Genomic DNA, 22449 nt, shown 5'->3' on the forward strand with positions numbered 1-22449 from the left:
TTCGTGATGACGGAAATGACGCCCGCCCGCCCCGCTTTTTCGACGCCGCATGGATTCAGGCTGTTCCTGAACCGGCCGATCGGTGCCGCGCTGGTCCTGCTGGCCTTTGCGGTGCTGACCCGGATGCGCGACTTCGGCAATCCCGTCGCCCATGTCGACGAGCAATATTATCTGCTGGTCGGCGACCGCATCCTGCACGGCGCGCGGCTCTATATCGATCTGTGGGACCGCAAGCCGCCGGGTCTGTTCCTGCTATTCTCCGGCTTTCGCCTGCTGCCCGGTGACGGTTTCCTGGCCTATCAACTGATCGGAACGCTCTGTACCGCCGCGACCGGATGGCTGATCTGGCTGGCCGTACGGCGCATAGGCCTCGGCTTTCCGGCGGGACTAGCGGCGGGTGCGGCCTATGTCCTGTGGTTGCCGCTGCTCAGCGGCGGAAGCGGCCAGTCGCCGGTCTTCTACAATCTGGCGATGACCGCCGCCGCCGTGCTGACGCTGGAACTGCCGCGTCTCGCCGAGCGGCGAGCAGTCGGCGCGATCGTCATCAGCGGCGCCATCGCCTGTCTACTGGCGGGTATCGCGATCCAGATCAAATATACCCCGCTGGTCGAGGGCGCGTTCTTCGGCCTGGCGCATCTCTGGTATCTCTGGCGGGCGCGGGCGAATGTCGTGATCGTGATGTTGGCGGCGCTGGCCTGGATGCTACTCGGGCTGCTGCCGACGGGGCTGGTCGTGCTGTCTTTCTGGCTGGGCGATGCAGCGGCATTCGACGCCTTCTGGTTCGCGAATTTCACCTCGATCACGCTGCGGCGCGGCTATCCGGCGGCCAAGATCATCGGGCGGCTCGCGGGGATCGGCGGGCAGCTGCTGCCGCTGATCGCCTGTGCGGTCTATGGCTGGCGCAAGGGGCCTAAGCATCCGGCGCTGACGCTGACCCGAATCTGGCTGGGCTTCGCGCTCATTGCCTTTGCGATGATCGGGGCGTTTTTCGATCATTATGCCCTGCCGCTGGTCGCACCACTGGCGCTCGCCGCCGCCCCGGCCTTCGCGCTCAGCCGAAAGGCGGTCATCGCGGTGTTCACGATCGGGGCCGGGCTGTTCGTCTTCCACTCCGCCACCAACGACCCCAGTGAGGGCGACGGCATCCGCCGCATGGCGCGGGTGATGGCGGCGGTGGACGGGCGCGAATGCCCTTATGTGTTTGCAGGGGACTCCAGCCTTTACCATTTGTCGGGCGGCTGCATTCCGACCGCCTACGCCTTCCCCTCCTCGCTGGCCTATGAGGCGGAGCGCGGTGCGATCGGGATCGACGAAAGCGTGGAGGTCGCCCGCATCCTCGCCCGCCGTCCGCCCGCCATCGTGACGCTCGACGATCCCTTCTCGCCCTGGAATGCCGCGACGCAGGCACAGGTCTCCGGCGCTCTGGCACGCGACTATCGGCTGGTCATGGCGATCCCACGCGAGGAGCGGCATGAGCTGCTATACGTCCGCCGCGACCTGCCCATTCCGCCAGCGACATAAAAGGCACGGTCGCGGTTGTTTTCGCCATCGCCCCCGCCCATCTCCCGCACCGGACAAAGCTGGAGCTACGAGCCATGAGCGACGACGCCTATACCCCGCCCGCCATCTGGACCTGGGACAAGGAAAGCGGGGGACGCTTCGCCGCCATCAATCGCCCCGTCGCAGGGGCGACGCATGACAAGGACCTGCCGGTCGGCACCCATCCGCTCCAGCTCTATTCGATGGGCACGCCCAACGGCGTCAAGGTCACGATCCTGCTGGAGGAATTGCTCGCCGCCGGTCATGCGGGGGCGGAGTATGACGCCTGGCTGATCAGCATCGCCGATGGCGATCAGTTCGGCAGCGGCTTCGTCGCGGTCAATCCCAATTCCAAGATCCCCGCACTGGTCGACCGGCGTGGGTCCGAGCCGCTCGCCATCTTCGAATCCGGCGCGATCATGGTCCATCTGGCCGAAAGCTTCGGCGCGTTCCTGCCGACCGACCCGACCGCCAGGGCGCGTGTCCTGTCCTGGCTGTTCTGGCAGATGGGCAGCGCGCCGTTCCTAGGCGGCGGCTTCGGCCATTTCTATGCCTATGCGCCGGTGAAGATCGAATATGCCATCGACCGCTATGCGATGGAGGCCAAGCGCCAGCTCGACGTGCTGAACCGCCAGCTGGAGCATAACGCCTTTGTCGCAGGCGACGAGTACAGCATCGCCGACATGGCGATCTGGCCCTGGTACGGGCAGCTGGTGCTGGGCCGCCTCTATGACGCTGCCGAATTCCTTCAGGTGCAGGACTATACCCATGTCCTGCGCTGGGCGCGCGAGATCGACGCCCGTCCTGCCGTGAAGCGCGGGCGCATGGTCAACCGCACCTTCGGCGAGCCGTCCGAGCAGTTGCGCGAACGACATGACGCCAGCGATTTCGAGACGAAGACAGCCGACAAGCTGAGCTGAACATTCGGTCCTCCCCAGCAAGGGGAGGTGGCAGCCCGAAGGGCTGACGGAGGGGTGTCACCAGCAGCGGTTACACCCCTCCACCAGCTTCGCTGCTCCCCCTCCCCTTGCAGGGGAGGAATGTGAAAACACAGATGACGCCCGCATGTCATCTGCCGCGAATGGCTTGATCCCCGCCGCCGTCTGCGCCTTAAGTCCCCGCCATGCTCCCTCGCCTTCCCCTCCCACGCCCGCTGATGGCGCTGGCGCTCGCGGCGGCCGCTTTGGTCGAAAGCCCGCTCTGCGCCGCCGATCCGGCCCCTTTCGACCTGCCGGGGCCAGCGTTGCGCATTTCCGTCACGCGCGGGGACCGCACTTTGCCCATCGCCGAGGTGCCCAACCTTGCCACCGGCGACCGGCTGATCATCGAGGCGGATCTGCCGCGCGACCAGCGGGCGCATTACATCCTCTTCTCCGCCTTCCTGAGCGGCGCGACCAACCCGCCGCCCAAGGACTGGGTGAAGTCGGCCGAGACCTGGAAACCCAAGGACAAGGATCGCCGCCTGACCCTGACCGTGCCCAAGGGCGCCCGGCAGATGGCGCTGTTCCTGGTGCCGGAAACGGGCGGCGCATCGGGCACCATCGTCGATGCGGTGCGCGACCGGCCGGGCGAGTTCGTCCGTGCGGTGCAGGACCTGAACCAGGCCTCGCTAGACCGTTCGCGGCTGAACGCCTTTGTCGCGGCGATCCGCGCACAGGAAAACAGCCACCCCGAGTTCCTGCGCACTCTCGCGCCCGCCCTGTCGAACAGCCTGGCGCTCAAGCTGAACCCCGACTGCCTGGCCAAGGTGATCGAGTTGCAGGCGGCCTGTCTGCTCGAAAACCAGGAAAATCTGGTGCTGGCCGACATCCATAGCAGTTCGATGACCGACACGCTGATCGGCGCGCCGACCGATCTGGCCTTGCAGGTCAGCTATACGCGCGAGGCCGGGCTGGGCTATTACAGTCCCTATATCGCCGTGGTCCGTGACATCGCACGGGTGTTCGGCGCGTTCGGCAATCCGCAATTCGGCTATCTGCCGACGCTGGCCACGCGGGACGGCGACCGGATGGCGCTGCTGCTCAACGCAGCCCCCTCTTTCGCCAAGCCCAAATCGGTGCTGGTCGCCGCCATGCCCGCCATCGACGCGGTCAGCCCGCCGCGCCTGCGCGTCACCGGCGACGTGCCGCTCTGCGGGGCGCGGCCGGGCCTGGTCCTGCCGGTCGAGGGCGCGCCGCTGATCTATTCGACGGCGTTCGCGCGCAACATGATGGTGTCGATCACCGCCGCCGACGGCAAGCGGATCGACCTGCCCGTCCGCGCGCGGGCCGATCGCGGGGGTTATGTCCTAAGCGATCCGCTGCCTGCGGGGGCCTTGTCGGGCAAGGCGTCCGCCAAGCTGCACGGCACCTGGGGCTTCGACAGCTTTGAAGGCCCCAGTTTCACGCTGCAATTCCCGGGCAGCGGAGACTGGCGCGCGGACGATAGCGGCCAGAGCCTGGTCGTCGGCCGCGACAACAGCGTCGCGCTGACCGGCCCCGCCGCCGCCTGCGTGACCGGCGTGACGATGCGCAGCGGCTCGGGCGCGCCGCAGCCGGTGCCATTCATCTTGCGCGGGGCGGACGGGATCAACGTCACCCTGCCGCTGAAATCGGCGCGGGCGGGTGACGTGACGCTGGAGGTGCAGCAGATCGGCGATGCCGCCCCGCGCACGGTCGCCTTGCGCGCCTTCTCGCCCGCCAGCCGGATCGACACTGTGACGCTGGCCAAGGGAGACCGGTTCGCGACGCTGACCGGACAGCGGCTGGACGAGATTGCCGGGGTCGAAATCGGCGATGTCCGCCTCTCGCCCGATAGCGTGACCCGCGAAGGCGATACAGACCGGCTGGTCGTCACCGCCGCCGAGGGCCGCCTGCCGTCGGGCACCAGCGCGAAGATCAGGCTGACCGATGGACGCACCCTGTCGGTGCCGATCACCGCCGCGCCGCCGCGCCCCGCCGCGACGCTGATCGCGCGCAGCCTGACGCCCAAGGCGGCGGCGGGCGCGGTGACGCTGGCGACCAGGGACGAGGCGATCCTGCCCGACAATAGCCGCCTGACCTTCTCGGTCCGCGCGGCCGAGGGCACGCGACTGACCCCGACCGACGCGATCGAGGTCGGCACGGCCGATGGCAGCGCGTCGGTGATACTGGAAGGCGGGCGCGACGTCCGGCTGTCCTCGCCCGATATCGCGGTGGCGACGCTTGATCCGGCGCGGCTGGGTCCGGCGGCGGCGGGGGGCTTGCGCTATCGGATCGTGCGGGGGGGCATCAAGGGCGACTGGAGCCCGCTGGCCACGCTGGTCCGGCTACCGGGGATCGACGCGACCACCTGTGCCGCCGATGGGTGCCAAATGGCCGGGCGCGACCTGTTCCTGATCGACCGGGTGGCGGCGAGTGCCGATATGGCCGGGGCGATCAGCGTGCCGCCGGGGTTTACGGCGTCGCGACTGGCGGGGCCTCAGGCGCAGAACGGGTTGCTGTACGTGACGCTGCGGGATGCGCCGGGGGTGGTGTTTACCTTGGCGCAGAAGTCATAGGTTTCCCTTGGCCTTCGACTTCGCTCAGGCTGAACGAAGGTCGGGGTTTTGGGGCCTTGTACCGAAAACCGTTCACGCTGAGCGAAGTCGAAGCGCACGCCCCTAACCCGGCCATGAAAACCGGATATTATCCTCGCGTAACCCCTCCAGCACCACCGGCACCCCGCCTGAGCGGATCATCCATTCCAACCGGTGATCGCGATATTCGCGCCGTCGCCCGCCGCTGCGATAATGATCAGCCGCCTGTGCCATATGCGCCGCCGCCGCATCGAACTCGGCAAAGGTCTCGGCAACTGCGGGCCGTGCCGAAATGCGCTCATGCCACAGCGCCAGCGGCGATCCCGCCACCGTCCCGAGCCCGTAATGGACCGAGCGGTTGACCATCGGCGCCACCGCCGCATCGGCCCGCCCGAACGTCTCGCCGCCGAACCACGGCGCGTCGCCCAATTGCTTCGTCAGCCACGCCTGAAGCACCCGCGTGTCGGTCGCCGCGACATGGCGCATATCGTCCGCCAGCGCCCCCTCGGCCCGACGAAACCACAGGATCTCGCCATAGCCCCAGTTCACCGCCTCATATTGGCTGTCGGCAATCTCCTCGATCTCGCGCTGGCGGGCGCGGACGAGCGAGTCGTGCGGCATCAGTGGCGTTTCGGGCCAGCGTTCGTCGAGATAATCGAGGATGATCGTGGAATCGAAGATCGGTTGCCCGCCCTCGACGATCAGCACCGGCACTTCGGTCCGGGGATTGGCGGCGGCGAAGACGGTATCCTGCCGCCCCGTCCCGAAATCATCCGGCAGCATGCGGGTAAAGGCGATGCCCTTTTCGCGCAGCGCGATCTTCACCTTCTGCCCATAGGAAGACAGCGGATGATCGTAGAGGATCACGCCGCCGCGCCGTCGCGCCGTTCGAGCGCCAGGCGCAGGGCGTGCACCTCGGCCTTCAGGGCCTTGAGGTCATCGACCTCCATCCCCGACCGGGCGATCAGCTCCTCGCCCAGGCAGCCGCACCGATCGCGCATTTCGCGCCCGGCGGGGGTCAGGCTGACCCGCACCTGCCGCTCGTCCTGCGGATCGCGTTCGCGCACCAGCAGCCCGGCGGCCTCCAGCCGCTTGACCAGCGGGGTCACCGTGCTGGACTCCAGCGACAGGCGATGTGCGATCGCACCGATCGTACGCCCATCCTCCTCCCACAGGACATGCAGCGCGAGATATTGCGGATAGGTCAGGCCGAGCTGGTCGAGCATCGGCTTGTAGCTTCGCTGGATCGCCATGTTGGCGGCATAAACCGCAAAACACAGCTGTTCGTCGAGCGGCCATGGGGCCGACATTTGCCATCTCCCTTTAGGGTGAAATGTATATCACGATAAAAGAAGCGCTGGACAAGTCCGTTCCGCCACCCCATATATGTATCGCGATAAGGAATATCGGAGACACTATCATGACGATCGACGTGAAGTACCAGACCCAGGCGCGTGCCACGGGTGGCCGTGACGGCCAGGCGAGCACCCCGGACGGCACGCTCGACGTCAAGCTGTCGACGCCCAAGGAACTGGGCGGCGCCGGCGGCGACGGCACCAACCCGGAGCAGCTGTTCGCGGCGGGCTATTCGGCCTGCTTCGTCGGCGCGCTGAAGGTGGCGGGCCAGCAGCTGAAGGTGAAGATTCCCGATGACGTCGCCGTGTCGGCCAAGGTCGGCATCGGTCCGCGCGCGGCGGGCGGGTTCGGCATCACCGCCGACCTGACCGTCGAACTGCCGGGCATCGATCGCGCCGAGGCCGAAAAGCTGGTCGAGGCCGCGCATCAGATCTGCCCCTATTCGAACGCCACGCGCGGCAATGTGGATGTCGGCCTGACGCTGGCCTGACATCCTCCGTACTCCCTGAACCTTCCCGGCGCGGTCTGATCTCCCTGAAGACCGCGCCGTTTTTGTCAGGCGGAGTCGCGCACGATCAGACGTGGCGGCATCTCCAGCCCCGGCGCAGCGGTTCCGTCCAGCCGCGTGAACAGCGCCTCGACCATTGCCTTGGCCCCCGCCTCCAGATCCTGTCGGATCGTGGTCAGCCGGGGGATGGCGCGTTCGGCCAGCGGCAGGTCGTCAAAGCCCGTGACCGCGACATCGCCCGGCACCGATCGCCCCCCGGCGACCAGGGCCGCCATCGTCGCCAGCGCGATCATGTCCGACGCGGCGACGATGCCGTCGATCCCCTGCCCTTCCCGCGTCATCCGTGCCAGATTGTCCTCGATCTGGTCGGGCATCAGTTCGGGCGCGAGCGCCACGTCCAGTTGCTGCGGCGGCTTCAGTCCGGCATCGGCCATCGCGTCGCACAACCCCGCATGGCGCTGCGCCAGTTCCAGCGTGCGAACCTCGCCCATGAAGGCGATATGGCGGCGCCCCGTCGCGATCAGATGCTCGCCCGCCATCCGCCCGCCCAGCCGATTGTCGACGCCGACCGCGCAGTGACGCTGTCCCGGCATGGTGCTGCCCCAGACGACGAGCGGCCGATAGGTTTCGGCCACCGCCTCGATCACCGAAAGCTGGTCCGACTGACCGATCAGCAGCACGCCGTCGACCATCCCCGAACGGGTGATCCGTGACAGCCAGTCATCGTCATCGGGTATGATCCGCGACAGCATCACGTCATGATCGCGCGACGCCAGTTCGTCGGCGAGATGACCGAGCAGCGTCATGAAGAAGGGATCGGACAATCGCTGCCGCCGCTCATGGCCCAGCGGAATGGCGACGCCGATCACACCGGTGCGCTGCGCGCGCAGGCGGCGGGCCATCTGGTTGATCTGGAAATTATGTTCGGCGGCCAGCGCCTCGATCCTCGCCCGCGTCTCGGCATTGACCACGCTCTTGCCCGCCAGCGCGCGGCTGACGGTGCCGGGCGACACGCCCGCCAGCCGGGCAATGTCCTTCAGGGTGCGGGCGGGTGGGGACGCATCGGTCATGGCCAGCCTCCTGAAACAAAAATGAGGCGGATGCCAAGTGGCACCCGCCCCAAGGGGATTGGATCAGAAGCGGTAGCGGACCGAGGCCGTCACCGTGCGCCCGTAAAGCGCGGTGTTGTTGAACACCCCTTGCGTCGAGGACAGAACCGGGAAGATGCCGCCGCCGCCACGGAAGCCGAGCTTGTCGAAGATGTTGTTGGCGTTGAGGCCCAGTTCCAGTCTGTCCATAGGCCGCACGGTGATGAAGCCGTTGAAGAAGGTGGACCCCTTGATCGTGTAGAGGTTGAAGTCGTCCGACTTGGTGCTGGTCTGGCCGTTCATGCTGACGCCGAACGCGACCGGACCGGCGTCATAGGACGGCGACACCACGAACAGGAAGTCCGGCAGGCCGCCGGGCTTCTTGCCGACCAGGCCGGGCGTCGCGCTGCTGGTGATCTTCGAATTGGCATAGGTCGCGTCGACCGCCAGGTGGAAGTCGCCATAGGTGACGCGGCTGGTGAACTCGATACCGTAGGAGCGATAGCCGTTCGAGATGTTCGGGTTGTTGTTCGGCGCCGGATTGTTGATCCGGGTGAAGTCGTAATTATTCTCGGTCAGGGTCGAGTGGAAGCCGGTGACTTCGACCGAGTAGGATGCGCCGAACAGGCCGCCGCGCTGCTTCACGCCGATTTCCTGCTGGTTGAGGAAGTTGACCGAGGTCGCCTGCCCCTGCGCATTCAGCGAGCCGTCCGCGTTGAAGTTGCCCGACAGGACACGACGGTCGGCGTTAAAGCGGCCGCCGCGGCTGGCGCGGGCGAAGACGCTCGTCTTGCTGTCGAAGGCATAGAGCGCGCCCACCGACCAGCTGACATAGCCATCGGTATAGTTGATCTTCTCCACGTTCGGGCTGAGCACCAGCGACGGGATCAGCGCCGAGCCCAGTGCGTCGGTCACGCGGGTCGTCGGCCCAGCCACGCCGCCCTGCGCGGTGCCCTCGCCATGCACGCTGTCATAGCGGATCGAGGCGTCGAGGTTCAGCCCGCCGACCTCGTAACCGGCCTGCAGGAAGGGCGCGACATCGGTATAGGTCAGGTCGACCCGGCGGGCGCAGCAGCTGCCCCAATTGTCGTTGAACCCGGCCTGGCCCGCGGCGGTCAGCTGCGTGCCGGTGGTCGAGAACAGGTCGAGCGGCGCGGCATTCTCGCCGTTCAGCTCGCTATACTGGCGGTTGACGTGCCAATCCTGGACGATGTTCTGCCGCATCACGAACAGACCGGCGGTCAGCCGCGCCTTGCCCGGCCCAACGTCGAACTTGCCGTTCAGCGTCAGGTTGTTGGCGAAATTGTCCATGTTCTTCATGAACACGTTGATGTTGGGGTTGTTGTTCACATAGGCGCCCGTGAACAACTGGCCCGTATTCGGCCCCGCCGCATAGCGGATCGAGCCCACCGTCTGGCCGTTCACCGTCGACCCGATCAGGCCACCGGTGCCCGTCCGCGTCTGGACGTTGATGAATTGGGTCGTGAAGTTGCCGCTGATCCACTGGTAACGGATCGTGTCGTCCAGCGAGATATTGTCGGTGATGTCGTAATGCACCTGACCGCTGATGCCGGTGACGCGCGGATGGATGCCCTGCACCTCGGCCGACTTCACGCCGCCATTGTCATAGTCCAGATACTGGAAGTTGCGGTTGTAGATCGTATAGGCCGACCCGGAACGCCCGTCGAAATTGGGCAGCGGCGTGAAGCCCGTCACCCGGTCGCCGTCCAGCGTGGCCAGCGTCGGCGTGGTCGTGTTGGTCGGGGCCTGCTCGTCCAGCCGCTTGAAGTACAAGCGGATGAAGCCGCGATTGTCGGGCAGATCCTTGGTGATGTTCGCCTTGATCTGATAGCCGCGCAGGATGTTGAAATTCTCGTTGGTGTAGCCGCCGCCGTTGCGCGCATAACCGCCGACATGAAAACGCGTCGTCTCGTCGATCGGGCCGCCATAGTCGAAATCGACGCGATGTTCGCGGAAGCCCAGGCCGTTGGAATAGGCGATCTGGCCGCCTTCCACGTCACCGGTCTTGCTGATGAAGTTGATGACGGCACCCGGTGCCTGGCTGGCGAAGGTCGAGGCCGAACCGCCGCGCACCGCCTCGACCGTCTTGATGTTCTGATCGAAGCGCAGCCAATAGTCGTTGTTGCCGAAGTTGATGTCGCCGAACAGCACGTCGGGCAGACCGTCTTCCTGTAGCGAGACATATTCCGAACCGCCGGTCGATACCGGAATGCCGCGCACGCCGATATTGGCGTTGCCGCCCGGCCCCGCCGTGTCGCTGGGCTGAAGGCCAGGGATGTTGCGCAGGATTTCGGCGGTCGAACGCGGGGTGAAGTTCTGGATCGCCTCTTGGCTGACCTGCGACACCGAGATCGAGCTGCGGAAACGCGAGCGCTCGCCGCTGGTCGCGGTGACGACGATGTCTTCGCTGGACGCGCCGGCATCGGGGGTGGCCCCCTCCTGGGTCGCCGGGGTCGGGGCCTGGGCCGCCTGCGCGAAGGCCGGTGCGCTCACCAGCGCCATCGCCAAGGCCGCCATCGATCCGCAAGACCGCAGAACGCTCGTCGTCATAACCCTCTCCTGATTCGCCCCGCTGTCCGGGCTGTCGTGCATTTTGGATAACACACGCGCAATCGTTTGCAACGGATCATTGCAAACCATTGCAAAGAAATTTACCTATCTGTGATCGAGAAAGCACAGCGGCGCCTGTCCGATCGACCGGCTAAGAGTGCGAAGGGCCGCGAGTGCCCGAAGGAGAGATGGCGATGACGACCCCTTCCCCCGATGCGATCCGATCGGTGGTGATCGTCGGCGGCGGCACGGCGGGCTGGATGACGGCGGCGGCACTGGCCCATGCTAGCCCACGCGGCCTGTCGATCACGCTCGTCGAGTCGGACGCCATCGGCACGGTCGGCGTCGGCGAGGCGACCATTCCGCCGATCCGCCTGTTCAACCAGACGCTGGGCATCGACGAAGCCGAATTCCTGCGCGAGACCAAGGGCAGCTTCAAGCTGGGCATCGAATTCGTCGGCTGGGGACGCGCGGGCCATCGCTATTTCCACCCCTTCGGCACGCACGGCAAATCCTTCGATCTGGTGGCGGTGCATCAGCATTGGCTGGCGGCGGGCGGGCCGGGCAGCGGTATCGCCTTCGACGACCTGTCCATGGCCTGGGGCGCGGGCCAGCGCGGACGCTTCGCCGCGCCGATGGCCGATCCGCGCAGTGTCGCCTCCACCTTCGACTATGCCTATCATTTCGATGCCGGGCTCTATGCGCAGTTCCTGCGCCGCTATGCCGAGGCGCGCGGGGTGGTACGGGTCGAGGGCAAGATTGCGGGCCATGCGCTGGAGGAGGTGCGCGGTCATGTCGCCTCGGTCACGCTCGACGATGGCCGGGTGCTGGCGGGCGATCTGTTCGTCGACTGTTCGGGCTTTCGGGGGCTGCTGATCGAAGAGGCGCTGGGCACCGGCTATGAGGACTGGACGCATTGGCTGCCCTGCGACCGCGCGGTGGCGGTGCCGTGCGAAACCGGCGGCGACGGGCTGACACCCTATACCCGCTCGACCGCGCGTGAGGCCGGATGGCAATGGCGCATCCCGCTCCAGCATCGGACGGGCAACGGCTATGTCTATTGCAGCCGCCATATTTCGGACGACCAGGCCGCCGCGACACTGATGGCGAAGCTCGACGGTGCGGCGCTGGGCGACCCGCGTTTCCTGCGCTTCACCACCGGGCGGCGCAAGCGGATGTGGAACCGCAACGTCGTCGCCATCGGCCTGTCGAGCGGCTTCATGGAGCCGCTCGAGTCGACCAGCATCCATCTGATCCAGGCGGGCATCGCCAAGCTGCTCGCTTACTTTCCCACGCAAGCCTTCGCCCCTGCGGCGATCGAGGAATATAACCGCGTCGCGATCACTGAGTATGAGCGTATCCGAGACTTCCTGATCCTGCACTATAAGCTGACCGAGCGGACCGATGCGCCGCTGTGGCGCGAATGCGCGGCCATGCCGATCCCCGACACGCTGGCGATGAAGATCGCGCATTTCCGCGAGAGCGGAAGGCTGGTCGCGCGCGACATGGACCTGTTCGGCCCGGCGAGTTGGGCAGCGGTGCATATCGGGCAGTTCAACATGCCCGAGGGGCTGGACCCGCTACTGGCTTATGGCGATCCCGCGCAGAGCCGAGGTTTCGTGGCGAAACTGGCGGGCGCGATCGGGCAGATGGCGGAGTCCATGCCGACCCATGCGCAATGGCTGACGAAGATCGGGGCGACTATTTAGGGTCAGGACCCATTGATGGAAGCGTCGCAATCTGATTCAGGCTCCGCGAGGAGACCCGAATGAACGACCTGTTTTGGCTGACGGATGAGCAGATGGAGCGGCTGCGGCCGTTCTTTCCCAAGAGCCACGGCAAGCCTCGAGTGGATGACCGGCGCGTGCTGAGCGGCATCGTGTTCGTCAATCGTAATGGACTGCGCTGGCGAGATGCCCCCAGCGACTATGGTCCGCACAAGACGCTGTACAACCGCTGGAAGCGCTGGGGTGCGGCTGGTGTGTTCATGCGAATGATGGAGGGTCTGGCTGCGGCTGGCGCGGAGCCGAAGACGCTTATGATCGATGCGACCTACCTGAAGGCGCACCGCACGGCCTCGAGCCTGCGGGTAAAAAAGGGGATCTCGGTCGCCTGATCGGGCGCACCAAAGGCGGCATGAACACCAAGCTACACGCCGTCGCCGACGCGAACGGCAGGCCCTTGAGCTTCTTCATGACCGCAGGCCAGGTCAGTGACTATACCGGGGCCGCCGCGCTGCTCGACGACATGCCTGCGGCACAGTGGCTGCTTGGCGATCGCGGCTACGACGCCGACTGGTTCCGCGACGCTCTCCAGGCCAAGGGCATCCAGCCCTGCATACCAGGTCGGAAATCCCGCAACGAGCCGGTCAAATACGACAAGCGCCGCTACCGGCGACGCAGCCGCATCGAGATCATGTTCGGCCGCCTCAAGGACTGGCGTCGCGTCGCCACCCGCTATGACCGCTGCCCGACCGCCTTCTTCTCCGCCGTCGCCCTCGCTGCCACCGTCATCTTCTGGCTGTGATCAACGAGTCCTGACCCTAAGCCGCATCCACCCTCACCCTTCCCACCCGCTAACGCGGGCGGGCCCCTTCCCTCTCCCATCGGGAGAGGGAGGGAGGCGCGAAGCGCCGGAAGGGTGAGGGTCGGTTACAGCCCCTCGCCGCCGACCCATTGCGCATGCGCCAGCCGCCGCGCCAGTTCCCAGTTCTGCTGGCGCAGGTCCGGCACCGCCACGACCTCCCACAGCCCGCCGCGCGTCATCGGGCCGATGCAGTAGAGCCGCTCGGCCGCACCGCCATCCGCCGCCACGACATGGCTCTGCGCGTCGACCTCCAAGCCGATACGAAGCGCGTCGGGGCGGATCATCCCGGCCCCCAACAACTGCCGGATCAGCGGCTCGCGTGATCGCAGCAGATCGCCCTGCGGCCCGGTGCAGTTGACGATCCGCGCTACCCGCAGCGCCTCCACAACCTCCGTCCCTCGCGGGCGCCAGTGCACGATCGCGCCCTCGCCATCGGGCTCGACCCGCACCAGCTTGCCGCCTGCGACCGACAAGCGCCCCGCTCCGATCAACGCCTCCACCCGATCGGCGACCGATGGCGCCAGGCGATGGCGATGCACGTCCCAATAGGGCCGCAAATGCCGCAGGAAGCGCGCCCGCGTCGCACCATCCGCCGCGCCCCACATCATCTGGGTGACGGGCCGCAATGCGTCGACCGCCCCGCGCCAGCCCTGCTCCTCCGCCGCGCAACGCACATGCCGCACCAGCGCGGACAGGCTGGCGGCGGGGCGTTCGCGTAAAGGAGCGACCGGCGGCGTCTCGGCATGACGGCGCGGGGCCAGTCCGCGACGCGACATGGCGATGGTCCGCCCGCCGAACCCGCTGGCGTCCAGCAGCAGCGCCGCATCGATCGCGGTCAGCCCGCTGCCGACCAGCAGCACCCGGTCATCCGCACCCAACCCCTCGGCGATATCGCCCGCCCAAGGATCTTCGCGATAGCACCCGTCCGCCAGCACCGCCGGATCGATCCCCGGCGGCGTGTGCGGCGGCAGGTTGCCCAGCGCCAGCACCACCGCATCGGCCGTCAGCCCTGCGCCCTCCGCCATTTCGAGGCGATAGCCCTGCCCGGCCTGCTCCAACGCCACCACTTCGCCACTCGCCAGGGTCAGCCGCGCCGGGTCCGCCGCGATCGTCTCCATCAACAGGTCGCGTAGATAGTCGCCATAGACGCGGCGGGGCACGAAGGTCTTGGCATCCCCCGTCCCGCGCGCGACCAGCCAGCGGACGAAATGATCGGGATCGTCGCGCAGCGCGCTCATATTGCCTGCGCGCACGTTCAGCAGATGTTCGGCATGCGCCGCGCTATAGGCGACGCCGCGCGCCAGCTGATTGGCGCGCCGCTCGATCAGCGTCGCGCGCGGGCCGCCATGGCGCACCAGATTGATGGCCAGCAACGTGCCCGCAAAGCCGCCGCCGATGATCGCGACATGCTCGATTCCTGCATCCATCAACCGACCCGTCCCTTCGTGATCGCCACCGCCGATGCCCTAATCCTATCGCGGCCGATCTTCACGCAGATTTCAGTATACGATTTTAGAAGCAATCGTTAGGCTCCGATGCTTCTGATCAAGGAGTGGGTGGGTCGATGCGGTCGTGCTGGCGGATGTCCGGACTTTTGGTTTCGCTGTCGTCGGTCGCTTTGGCGGCCCCGCTTTTGGCCCAGACGCCCGTGCCCGTGCCGCCGTCCGACGCCTCGTCCACGACGCCAGCCGCCGCGCTCTCCGGTGCCTTGTCGGTCGAGGGGATTTTCGGCCCGGGGGCGGTGCGCACCCAGTCCGTTCGCGCCAGCCGCTGGGGCAAGGACGGCGAGAGCTATCTCGCGCTCGAGGATGCGCCCAAGGGCGGACAGGATATCGTCCGCTATGCGATCGCCGATGGACAGCGACAGGTCGTCGTCGCGGCCGCCGATCTGATCCCGCAGGGGGCAAGCGCGCCGTTGGGCATCGACAGCTATGAATGGTCGGCTGACCAGCGCTGGCTGCTGATCCAGACCAATGGCAAGCGCTTCCGCCGGACCAATGCGCTGTCGGATTACTGGTTGTACGACACGACCACCAAGCGGCTGCACAAGATCGGTGGCGATGCCGCGCCCTCGACCCTGCTCTACGCGACCGTCTCGCCGGACAGCCGCCGCATCGCCTATGTCCGGAGCAACAATATTTATGTCGAACCGATCGAGGGCGGCGCGGCCGCCGCGTTGACGAGGGACGGCGACGACTATGTCGTCAACGGCTTGGCCGACTGGGTGTATGAGGAGGAATTCTCGGTCCACCGCGCGTTCGAGTGGAGCCCGGACTCGCGCCGCATCGCCTTTCTGCGCTTCGATACGAAGGGCGTCGGCACCTTCGATATGGTGAAGAACACCGGCGGCCAATATTCGCAGGTGATCCCGCTGCAATATCCCAAGGCGGGGACGACCAACTCTGCGGTCACGACCGGCGTGATCGATGTGGTCGACGGCGCCACCCGCTGGTTCAAGCTGACGGGCGACCCGCGCCAGAATTACGTGCCGCAGATCAGCTGGGCGGGCGGTTCCGACGCGCTGTTCATCCAGCAATCCAACCGCCTCCAGAATACCTACAACGTCCTGCTCGGCGATCCCGCGACCGGCGCGGTCAAGCCGATCATGGTCGAGAAGGACGCCGCCTGGGTCGAGGCCAATGTCGCCCCCGAATGGCTGAACGGCGGGCGCAGCTTTACCTGGCTGTCGGAGCGCGACGGCTGGCGCCATCTCTACACCATCGACCGCGCGAGCGGCCGCGCGACGCTGCGCACGCCGGGCAAGTTCGACGTGGTCGAGTTGCTGAACGTCGATGAAAAGACGGGCTATGCCTGGTTCATCGCCTCGCCCGACAATCCGACCCAGCGTTACCTCTACCGCACCACCCTGTCGGGCGCGCCCAAGGTCGAGCGGCTGACGCCTGCGAACCAGCCCGGCACGCACAGCTACGACATCGCGCCGGGCGAGCATTGGGCGCTGCACACGGTCTCGCGCTTCGACGCGCCGCCGGTGACGGACATGCTCGACATGACCCGCCAGCAGCCGCTTCGCACCCTGGCCGCCAATGCGCCGCTGGCCCAGGTCATCGGGAATACTGGCCTGCCCGCCACCGAGTTCTTCCGCGTCGATATCGGCGACGGCACGCAGCTAGACGGCTGGCTGATCAAGCCGCCGGGCTTCGATCCGGCCAAGCGCTATCCGATCCTCTATTTCGTCTATGGCGAACCCTGGGGCCAGACCGTCGCGGACCGCTGGGCCGGGTCGCAGGGGCTGTGGCACCGGATGCTGGCGCAAAAGGGCTATCTGGTCGCCAGCCTCGACCCGCGCGGCACCGCCACGCCGAGAGGGCATGACTGGCGCAAGAGCATCTATCGCCAGGTCGGCATCCTGGCCTCCGCCGATTATGCGGCGGGCGTGCGCAAGATGCTGAGCACGCGGCCCTATATCGATCCCGCCCGGATCGGCATCTGGGGCTGGAGTGGCGGCGGCGCGATGACCCAGAACGCGCTGTTCCGCTATCCGGACCTCTACAAGACCGGCATCGCGGTGGCGGGGCCAACCGACATGAAGCTCTACGACACCATCTATCAGGAGCGCTACATGGGCCTGCCGCAGGACAATGCGGAAGGCTACAGGAACGGCTCGCCGATCAATTTCGCCGACCGGTTGAAGGGCAATCTGCTGCTGATCCACGGGACGCTGGACGACAATGTCCATTACCAGAACCAGGATCAGCTGGTGGATCGCCTGATCCACTTCAACAAGCCGTTCACGATGATGGCCTATCCCGACCGCAGCCACGGCATCTATGAGGGCGAGAATACCAGCATCCACCTCTATTCGCTGATGACCCTTTACCTTGAGACGAACCTGCCGCCCGGCGGGCGGTGAGCGGGGGTCAGGAAACCCACATCGGCGACGGCTTGCCGTTGCGGCGCCATCCTTTGGTGGTCCGCACATAGCGATAGAGCATGCCACTGCCACACATGCCGGAGCATTCGGTGGTGACCTTAACCGTCGCGGACCGACCATCGGCGGCGATCAGTGGCACGCCGATCGTGGCGATGACGGCCGGCGGGCGCTGCGGCCCTGGCGTCGGCACATGTTCGGCCGCCCGCGATCGCGCACCCTCATCGGCCGCCGCATATCCCGCTGGCAGCTTATGCGCCAAATGCGGACACATCTTCATCAGCCCATCCTGCGCCGGATTGGTTTCGATGAAATAGATGCCAGGATCGGAGGGAGACGGCATATCCGCAACCACCACCCGACCGAGTTCGCAAATCACCTGCGACGGGGCGGCACCATGGCCCGCCGATGCGATCGTCAGCGCCAATATCCCCAAAGACATCAGACTCTTCCTCCCTCTTGAAACACGATCCGGCAAAGCATCAAGCATGACAAGCAATCGTCGCGAACACACTATGCAATCGTTTGTTGCATTCCATGTTGGAGCACGGCATGATGGCCTCGACGCGGCAAGCCAGCGATAGACTACAGGCCCACCCCCGCGTGCGAGAGGACCCGCATGACCCCGTCCACCCCCACTGCCGGAACCGGAGTGCCGCTGAAGCCCCGCCTCTCGCTGACCCGAATTCTGGAAATGAATCTGGGCTTTCTCGGCCTGCAATTCAGCTTCGGGCTGCAGCAGGGGAACATGGCGCCGATCTACAGCTATCTGGGCGCGTCCGAGGCGCAGATTCCGCTGTTGCAGATGGCCGGGCCGATGACGGGCCTGCTGATCCAGCCGCTGATCGGGGCGATGAGCGATCGGACCGACAGCCGCTGGGGGCGGCGGACGCCCTATTTCCTGATCGGCGCGGTGCTGTGCGCCTTCGGCCTGTTCTTCATGCCGCTCAGCTCGTCGCTGCTGATGGCGGTGTCGCTGCTCTGGATCCTGGATGCGGGCAACAACATCACCATGGAGCCGTACCGTGCCTATGTCTCCGACCGGCTGGATGGGACGCAGCATAATATCGGCTTCCTGACGCAGAGCGCCTTTACCGGGCTGGCGCAGATGCTCGCCTTCCTCACGCCCTCGATCCTAGTCTGGGCGGGGATGAACCCGGACTGGGTGGATGGGCACAACATTCCCTACACCGCGCGCATCGTCTTCATGATCGGCGCGGTCCTGTCCTTCGTCACCATCGTCTGGTCGATCAAGCGTGTGCCCGAGCTGCCGCTGGCGCCCGAGGAGCGCGCGCGCATCGCCGCTGCGCCCAAGGGCATCGGCGCCACGCTGAAAGAAATCGGCGAGGCGATCCGCAACATGCCGCTGCCGATGCGCAAGCTGGCGCTGATGAGCCTGTTCCAATGGTATGCCATGATGGCCTATTGGAATTACGTCATCTATGCGATCGGCCGCTCGGTCTATGGCACGGCGGACGCGACCTCGTCGGGCTTCCATGCCGCGGTTCTGACCAACGGCGAAGTGGCCGCCTTCTATAACGGCGTCGCCTTCGTCGCGGCCTTTGCGATGGTGCCGCTCGCCAGGCGGATCGGCGCCGCGCCGCTCCATGCCGCCTGTCTCGTCATCACCGGCATCGGCATGATGGTGATGCCGCACATGACCAGCAAGGCGATGCTGTTCCTGCCCGCGATCGGCATCGGCCTGGGCTGGGCCAGCATGATGGGCAATCCCTATGTCATCCTGGCGGGCTCGATTCCGCCCGAGCGGACGGGTGTCTATATGGGCATCTTCAACATGATGATCGTCATCCCGATGCTGATCTTCGGCGTGACGCTGCCGCTCTTCTATCAAAGCTGGCTGGGCGGCGATCCGCGTAACGTGCTGACGCTGTGCGGCGTGCTGATGCTGCTGGCCGCCGTCTCCGTCTACACGGTGCGCGCCCGCAATGCGCAGGGGCTGCCGCTCGGCGCCGCCCCGCAAGCCTGATCCCCGTTTCGATCTTCCCTGAGGTATCATGACCGACACCCCCGCTCCTACCCACTGGTCGGCTGACGCACTGGCCGGCATCCCGGCACAGACCGACGCGCGCCTGCCGGTCTTCACCGCGGCCGATGTCGTGCCGATCCTGCCCGACCATGATTTCTGGGACATGTGGCAGATCGCCTATGCCGATGGCCGCACCGCCTTTTTCGGCGGGCGCAGCTGGTGGTTCTTCCTGGCGACGCCGCGTTTGTCGGACCCCGAGATGCGCCATGACGAAGCGCGCATCCGCCTGACCAGCTATGGCGCGGACGGCTGGCGCGATCATGGCGTGACCTTTGCCGACGGCTTCACGCCGGGTAGCCGCGAATGGTCGGGCTCTGCGGTGCTGGGCGAGGACGACACGACGCTGACCATGTATTTCACCGCCTCGGGACGGCGCGGCCAACCCCGCACCTTCGAGCAGCGGCTGTTCGAGACGGAAGGACGCTTCATCGTCGAGGGCGATAACGCCCGCACCGAAGGCTGGAGCGAGCCGGTGGAGAGCGTCGCGGCGGACGGCCATCATTATATCGTGGCCAACCAGGCCGAGCCGGAAAATGGCGGCATCAAGGGCTTTCGCGATCCCGGCTATTTCCGCGATCCGGCGGACGGCGCGGAGTATCTGCTGTTCGTCGGCTCGGCAGGCTGGGTGAAGCAAGATATCGACGGCGTAGTTGGCGTCGCCAGGCGTGAGGGCGAGTGCTGGACCATCCAGCCGCCGCTGATCGAATCGCTCGGCGTCAATGCCGAGCTGGAGCGGCCGCACATCATCGTCCGCAATGGCCTGTATTACTGCTTCTGGTCGACCCAGGGGAAGCGCTTCGCCCCCGGCCTCGGCGCGCCGACCGGGCTCTATGCGATGGTCGCGGACAGCGTTGGGGGGCCTTGGCGGCCGGTCAACGGCACCGGGCTGGTCGCGGGCAATCCGGTGGAAGAGCCGGCCCAGGCCTATTGCTGGTGGGTCACGGGCGAAGGCGATGTCACCAGCTTCGTCGATTATTGGGGCATGGAAGGCCGCGACGCGAGCGAGGACGTCGCGCTTCGTCGGGAGCGGTTCGGCGGAACGGCCGCCCCCTGGTTCCAACTGGCGTTCGATGGCGACCGGGTGACGATCGCGTAAGCTATTTGGCAGGCCGCGGGCCTGACGGAGGGGTGTCACCTGTTGCGAGGGTCCCTGCCCTCACAACCGCCCCTCCCCTTTCAGCCAAGGAAAGTCCTCAGGCCGTTTCGCGCAACACCAGTTCGGGGTCCAGCACCACCGATCCCGCCTCGCCCCCGCCGATCCGGGCGAACAGCGCGTCGACCATCGCCTTGGCGCCCGCCGCAATGTCCTGGCGAATGGTGGTGATGCGCGGCACCGCCTGGGCGGCGAGCGGCAGGTCGTCATAGCCGATGACGGGCAGCGTCTCGGGCACCGCGATCGCTCGGTCGGCGAGCACCCGCACCGCGGTCATCGCGATCATGTCCGACGCCGCGACGATCCCGTCGATCGCGACGGTCCCCCCGCCCTCCTCCAGCAGCGCGTCGATATGCGCGCCGATCTCCTGTTCCATCACATCGGAGGCGAGATGGGTGGCAAGCTGGACCGGACCGCCGTCCAGCCCGGCCTGGGCCATGGCGCGTGCCAGGCCGTCATGGCGCTGGCGGATCTCGGGGGCGCTGATATCGCCCAGAAAGGCGATACGACGCGCCCCCCGTTGGATCAGTCGCTGGCCTGCCAGATAGCCGCCCTTGGCATTGTCGGTGCCGACCGCCGCATGGACCTGATCCGGCAGGTTGACGCCCCAGGCGACGAGCGGACGATAACGGCTGGCGACGCGCTCGATCGCGTCATACTGGTTCGACTGGCCGATCAGCAGCACACCGTCGACCATGCCGCTATCGACCACGCGGTCCAGCCAATCGGGTGCGTCCGGGATGACACGCGACAGCATCACGTCATAGCCGTTCTCCGTCAGCGCATCGGCCAGATGGCCCAGCATGGTCATGAAGAACGGGTCGGACAGATGCTGGCGCCGGTCATGGCCCAGCGGAACGACGATGCCGATCACGCCGGTGCGGCGGGTTCGCAGGCGGCTGGCCATCTGATTGGGGCGAAAGCCGTGCAGGTCGGCGAGCGCTTGAATTCGCGTCCGCGTCTCGGCATTGACCAGCGACTTGCCCGCCAGCGCGCGCGAGACGGTGCCGGGCGACACACCCGCCATTTCCGCCAGATCCGCGATCGTCCGCACGCGGCGACCGCCCCCTCCCGTGATATTGTCTGTCATATGCGAATGGTAGCCAAAGCTTCGTGGCGCTAACAAGCAGGCAACGGAATTTGCAGGCTTTTCCTCACATAGATCAGCGATATTCGCCACTCACGTCGAATTTCAGGCCATGTAGCGCTACCACATGCTTGCCCCGACATTGCGGTGCGCCGACGATCCGCATCCAGCGTGAGCCGCCCGGCGCCTGGATTTGCGCATCGATGGTAAAGCCACGCCGATGCCGGATGGCATAGGCGCGTAGCCGCTCGACCGCCGACAGGGATTCGGATCGGTAAAGCGGCAGGACGCCAAGCCGCTCCAGGGGGCGATCCGGTTGCCAGTCGAAGAGACGGAAGACACCCGCCGACCAGTTCAGGCTTTGGGACTCCAGATCGCAGGACCAGCGCCCGATGCCATGCGCGGTCAGCCACGCATCATCGGTCCCCGCCGGTGTAAGGTCAGGCGAATCCGGACATCCCAGGTCGAAACGCAGTCCGCGTTCGAACAAGGGCCAGCTATGGTTCAGCGCGAGGGGCTCGGCTGGTTTCATAAGGCATTCCCCGAAAGCGCGGAGATGCTATGTCGCGAATCTTAATCTAGATTTAAATCTCTCACCATTTCTGCTCCTGCAAGGGAATTGCAGGCCGTCAGGTCCGACAGAGGGGTGTCACCCTCGCGATAGCGGGACACCCCTCCACCATGCTGCGCATGGCCCCCCTCCCCTTGCAGGGCAGGAATGTTGGTTCGCGCGGAGGAGAAGGTTTTACACCTTCTCGGTCAGTTCAGGCACGACGGTGAAGAGATCGCCGACCAGGCCGATGTCCGCAACCTGGAAGATCGGCGCATCCTCGTCCTTGTTGATCGCGACGATGATCTTGGAGTCCTTCATTCCCGCCAGATGCTGGATCGCGCCCGAAATGCCGACCGCGACATAGACTTCCGGCGCCACGATCTTGCCGGTCTGGCCGACCTGATAGTCGTTGGGGGCATAGCCCGCATCGACCGCCGCGCGGCTCGCGCCGACGGCGGCGCCCAGCTTGTCGGCGAGCGGGTCGATCAGCGCATGGAACTGATCCTCCGACCCCAGTGCGCGGCCGCCCGAGACGAT

Annotated in this window: 18 protein-coding genes; 9 read left to right on the plus strand and 9 right to left on the minus strand. The window is 66.3% G+C overall.

Translation table 11 applies throughout. The features are described 5' to 3' along the window. Positions 1-6 precede the first annotated feature (6 nt). From ASF14_RS17975 to ASF14_RS17985, 3 genes are all read left to right on the plus strand, one after another. Positions 7-1521 (plus strand): ArnT family glycosyltransferase, encoded by a 1515-nt coding sequence (locus ASF14_RS17975; RefSeq protein WP_236697128.1) that lies wholly within the window; start codon positions 7-9, stop codon positions 1519-1521. A 74-nt stretch (positions 1522-1595) separates the two neighbouring features. After that, positions 1596-2459, plus strand: coding sequence for a glutathione-dependent disulfide-bond oxidoreductase (gene yghU, locus ASF14_RS17980; RefSeq protein ID WP_056438257.1), 864 nt, complete (start codon positions 1596-1598; stop codon positions 2457-2459). Positions 2460-2695: 236 nt separating this feature from the next. Continuing rightward, the gene (locus ASF14_RS17985) at positions 2696-5056 is read left to right on the plus strand and encodes a hypothetical protein (RefSeq protein ID WP_236697129.1); all 2361 of its coding nucleotides are present in this window, start codon (positions 2696-2698) and stop codon (positions 5054-5056) included. Between the two features lie 102 nt (positions 5057-5158). On the opposite strand, the gene ASF14_RS17990 is transcribed toward ASF14_RS17985, so the two are convergent. Both ASF14_RS17990 and ASF14_RS17995 read right to left on the minus strand, forming a co-directional pair. Next, positions 5159-5941, minus strand: coding sequence for a glutathione S-transferase family protein (locus ASF14_RS17990; RefSeq protein WP_056438263.1), 783 nt, complete (start codon positions 5939-5941; stop codon positions 5159-5161). After that, positions 5938-6384: a MarR family winged helix-turn-helix transcriptional regulator gene (locus tag ASF14_RS17995; protein ID WP_056438266.1), complete on the minus strand. Its 447-nt coding sequence runs from the start codon at positions 6382-6384 to the stop codon at positions 5938-5940. The genes ASF14_RS17990 and ASF14_RS17995 overlap by 4 nt, the downstream gene beginning before the upstream one ends. A 110-nt stretch (positions 6385-6494) precedes the next feature. Between ASF14_RS17995 and ASF14_RS18000 the strand changes: the two genes are divergently transcribed. After that, on the plus strand, positions 6495-6920 hold the full coding sequence (locus ASF14_RS18000; protein ID WP_056438268.1) for an organic hydroperoxide resistance protein: 426 nt from the start codon (positions 6495-6497) through the stop codon (positions 6918-6920). Positions 6921-6985: 65 nt separating this feature from the next. On the opposite strand, the gene ASF14_RS18005 is transcribed toward ASF14_RS18000, so the two are convergent. Beyond that, complete coding sequence (locus ASF14_RS18005; protein ID WP_056438270.1) at positions 6986-8008, minus strand: LacI family DNA-binding transcriptional regulator; 1023 nt, start codon at positions 8006-8008, stop codon at positions 6986-6988. 63 nt (positions 8009-8071) lie between these two features. After that, positions 8072-10597: a TonB-dependent receptor domain-containing protein gene (locus tag ASF14_RS18010; RefSeq protein WP_056438505.1), complete on the minus strand. Its 2526-nt coding sequence runs from the start codon at positions 10595-10597 to the stop codon at positions 8072-8074. A 194-nt stretch (positions 10598-10791) separates the two neighbouring features. Between ASF14_RS18010 and ASF14_RS18015 the strand changes: the two genes are divergently transcribed. Then, the gene (locus ASF14_RS18015; RefSeq protein ID WP_056438274.1) at positions 10792-12306 is read left to right on the plus strand and encodes a tryptophan halogenase family protein; all 1515 of its coding nucleotides are present in this window, start codon (positions 10792-10794) and stop codon (positions 12304-12306) included. 59 nt (positions 12307-12365) lie between these two features. After that, a protein-coding gene (locus tag ASF14_RS21005) for an IS5 family transposase (protein WP_156361294.1) occupies positions 12366-13123 on the plus strand; the annotation gives its coding sequence in 2 pieces (ribosomal slippage) (positions 12366-12699 and positions 12699-13123; 759 coding nt in all). Positions 13124-13248: 125 nt separating this feature from the next. On the opposite strand, the gene ASF14_RS18030 is transcribed toward ASF14_RS21005, so the two are convergent. Next, the gene (locus ASF14_RS18030; protein ID WP_056438287.1) at positions 13249-14610 is read right to left on the minus strand and encodes an FAD/NAD(P)-binding protein; all 1362 of its coding nucleotides are present in this window, start codon (positions 14608-14610) and stop codon (positions 13249-13251) included. 155 nt (positions 14611-14765) lie between these two features. Here ASF14_RS18030 and ASF14_RS18035 point away from each other — a divergent pair, with 155 nt between their 5' ends. Then, the gene (locus tag ASF14_RS18035) at positions 14766-17054 is read left to right on the plus strand and encodes a S9 family peptidase (RefSeq protein ID WP_236697130.1); all 2289 of its coding nucleotides are present in this window, start codon (positions 14766-14768) and stop codon (positions 17052-17054) included. Positions 17055-17061: 7 nt separating this feature from the next. Here the strand turns inward: ASF14_RS18035 and ASF14_RS18040 are convergent, their stop codons facing one another. Beyond that, positions 17062-17562, minus strand: a complete 501-nt coding sequence (locus ASF14_RS18040; protein ID WP_156361295.1) for a hypothetical protein — start codon at positions 17560-17562, stop codon at positions 17062-17064. A 129-nt stretch (positions 17563-17691) separates the two neighbouring features. Here ASF14_RS18040 and ASF14_RS18045 point away from each other — a divergent pair, with 129 nt between their 5' ends. Together ASF14_RS18045 and ASF14_RS18050 are read left to right on the plus strand one after the other, a co-directional pair. Then, the gene (locus ASF14_RS18045; protein WP_056438297.1) at positions 17692-19059 is read left to right on the plus strand and encodes an MFS transporter; all 1368 of its coding nucleotides are present in this window, start codon (positions 17692-17694) and stop codon (positions 19057-19059) included. Between the two features lie 28 nt (positions 19060-19087). Next, the gene (locus ASF14_RS18050) at positions 19088-20215 is read left to right on the plus strand and encodes a glycoside hydrolase family 68 protein (protein ID WP_056438300.1); all 1128 of its coding nucleotides are present in this window, start codon (positions 19088-19090) and stop codon (positions 20213-20215) included. 97 nt (positions 20216-20312) lie between these two features. On the opposite strand, the gene ASF14_RS18055 is transcribed toward ASF14_RS18050, so the two are convergent. From ASF14_RS18055 to ASF14_RS18065, 3 genes are all read right to left on the minus strand, one after another. After that, entirely contained in the window at positions 20313-21362 is a 1050-nt protein-coding gene (locus ASF14_RS18055) for a LacI family DNA-binding transcriptional regulator (RefSeq protein WP_056438302.1), read from the minus strand. Positions 21363-21435: 73 nt separating this feature from the next. Continuing rightward, positions 21436-21891 (minus strand): hypothetical protein, encoded by a 456-nt coding sequence (locus ASF14_RS18060; RefSeq protein WP_056438305.1) that lies wholly within the window; start codon positions 21889-21891, stop codon positions 21436-21438. Positions 21892-22104: 213 nt separating this feature from the next. Then, positions 22105-22449: electron transfer flavoprotein subunit alpha/FixB family protein (locus ASF14_RS18065; protein ID WP_201780616.1), on the minus strand; the 345-nt coding region annotated here is incomplete at its 5' end.

Origin of the sequence: Sphingomonas sp. Leaf257 (assembly GCF_001422185.1) — a bacterium.
Lineage (GTDB): Bacteria > Pseudomonadota > Alphaproteobacteria > Sphingomonadales > Sphingomonadaceae > Sphingomonas > Sphingomonas yabuuchiae.

Coding starts and splice junctions, on each gene's coding strand:
- ASF14_RS17975 (WP_236697128.1), top strand. CDS start 7: ATGACGGAAATGACGCCCGCCCGCCCCGCTTTTTCGACGCCGCATGGA.
- yghU (WP_056438257.1), top strand. CDS start 1,596: ATGAGCGACGACGCCTATACCCCGCCCGCCATCTGGACCTGGGACAAG.
- ASF14_RS17985 (WP_236697129.1), top strand. CDS start 2,696: ATGGCGCTGGCGCTCGCGGCGGCCGCTTTGGTCGAAAGCCCGCTCTGC.
- ASF14_RS17995 (WP_056438266.1), bottom strand. CDS start 6,384: ATGTCGGCCCCATGGCCGCTCGACGAACAGCTGTGTTTTGCGGTTTAT.
- ASF14_RS18000 (WP_056438268.1), top strand. CDS start 6,495: ATGACGATCGACGTGAAGTACCAGACCCAGGCGCGTGCCACGGGTGGC.
- ASF14_RS18005 (WP_056438270.1), bottom strand. CDS start 8,008: ATGACCGATGCGTCCCCACCCGCCCGCACCCTGAAGGACATTGCCCGG.
- ASF14_RS18010 (WP_056438505.1), bottom strand. CDS start 10,597: ATGACGACGAGCGTTCTGCGGTCTTGCGGATCGATGGCGGCCTTGGCG.
- ASF14_RS18015 (WP_056438274.1), top strand. CDS start 10,792: ATGACGACCCCTTCCCCCGATGCGATCCGATCGGTGGTGATCGTCGGC.
- ASF14_RS18030 (WP_056438287.1), bottom strand. CDS start 14,610: ATGGATGCAGGAATCGAGCATGTCGCGATCATCGGCGGCGGCTTTGCG.
- ASF14_RS18035 (WP_236697130.1), top strand. CDS start 14,766: ATGTCCGGACTTTTGGTTTCGCTGTCGTCGGTCGCTTTGGCGGCCCCG.
- ASF14_RS18040 (WP_156361295.1), bottom strand. CDS start 17,562: ATGCTTGATGCTTTGCCGGATCGTGTTTCAAGAGGGAGGAAGAGTCTG.
- ASF14_RS18045 (WP_056438297.1), top strand. CDS start 17,692: ATGACCCCGTCCACCCCCACTGCCGGAACCGGAGTGCCGCTGAAGCCC.
- ASF14_RS18050 (WP_056438300.1), top strand. CDS start 19,088: ATGACCGACACCCCCGCTCCTACCCACTGGTCGGCTGACGCACTGGCC.
- ASF14_RS18055 (WP_056438302.1), bottom strand. CDS start 21,362: ATGACAGACAATATCACGGGAGGGGGCGGTCGCCGCGTGCGGACGATC.
- ASF14_RS18060 (WP_056438305.1), bottom strand. CDS start 21,891: ATGAAACCAGCCGAGCCCCTCGCGCTGAACCATAGCTGGCCCTTGTTC.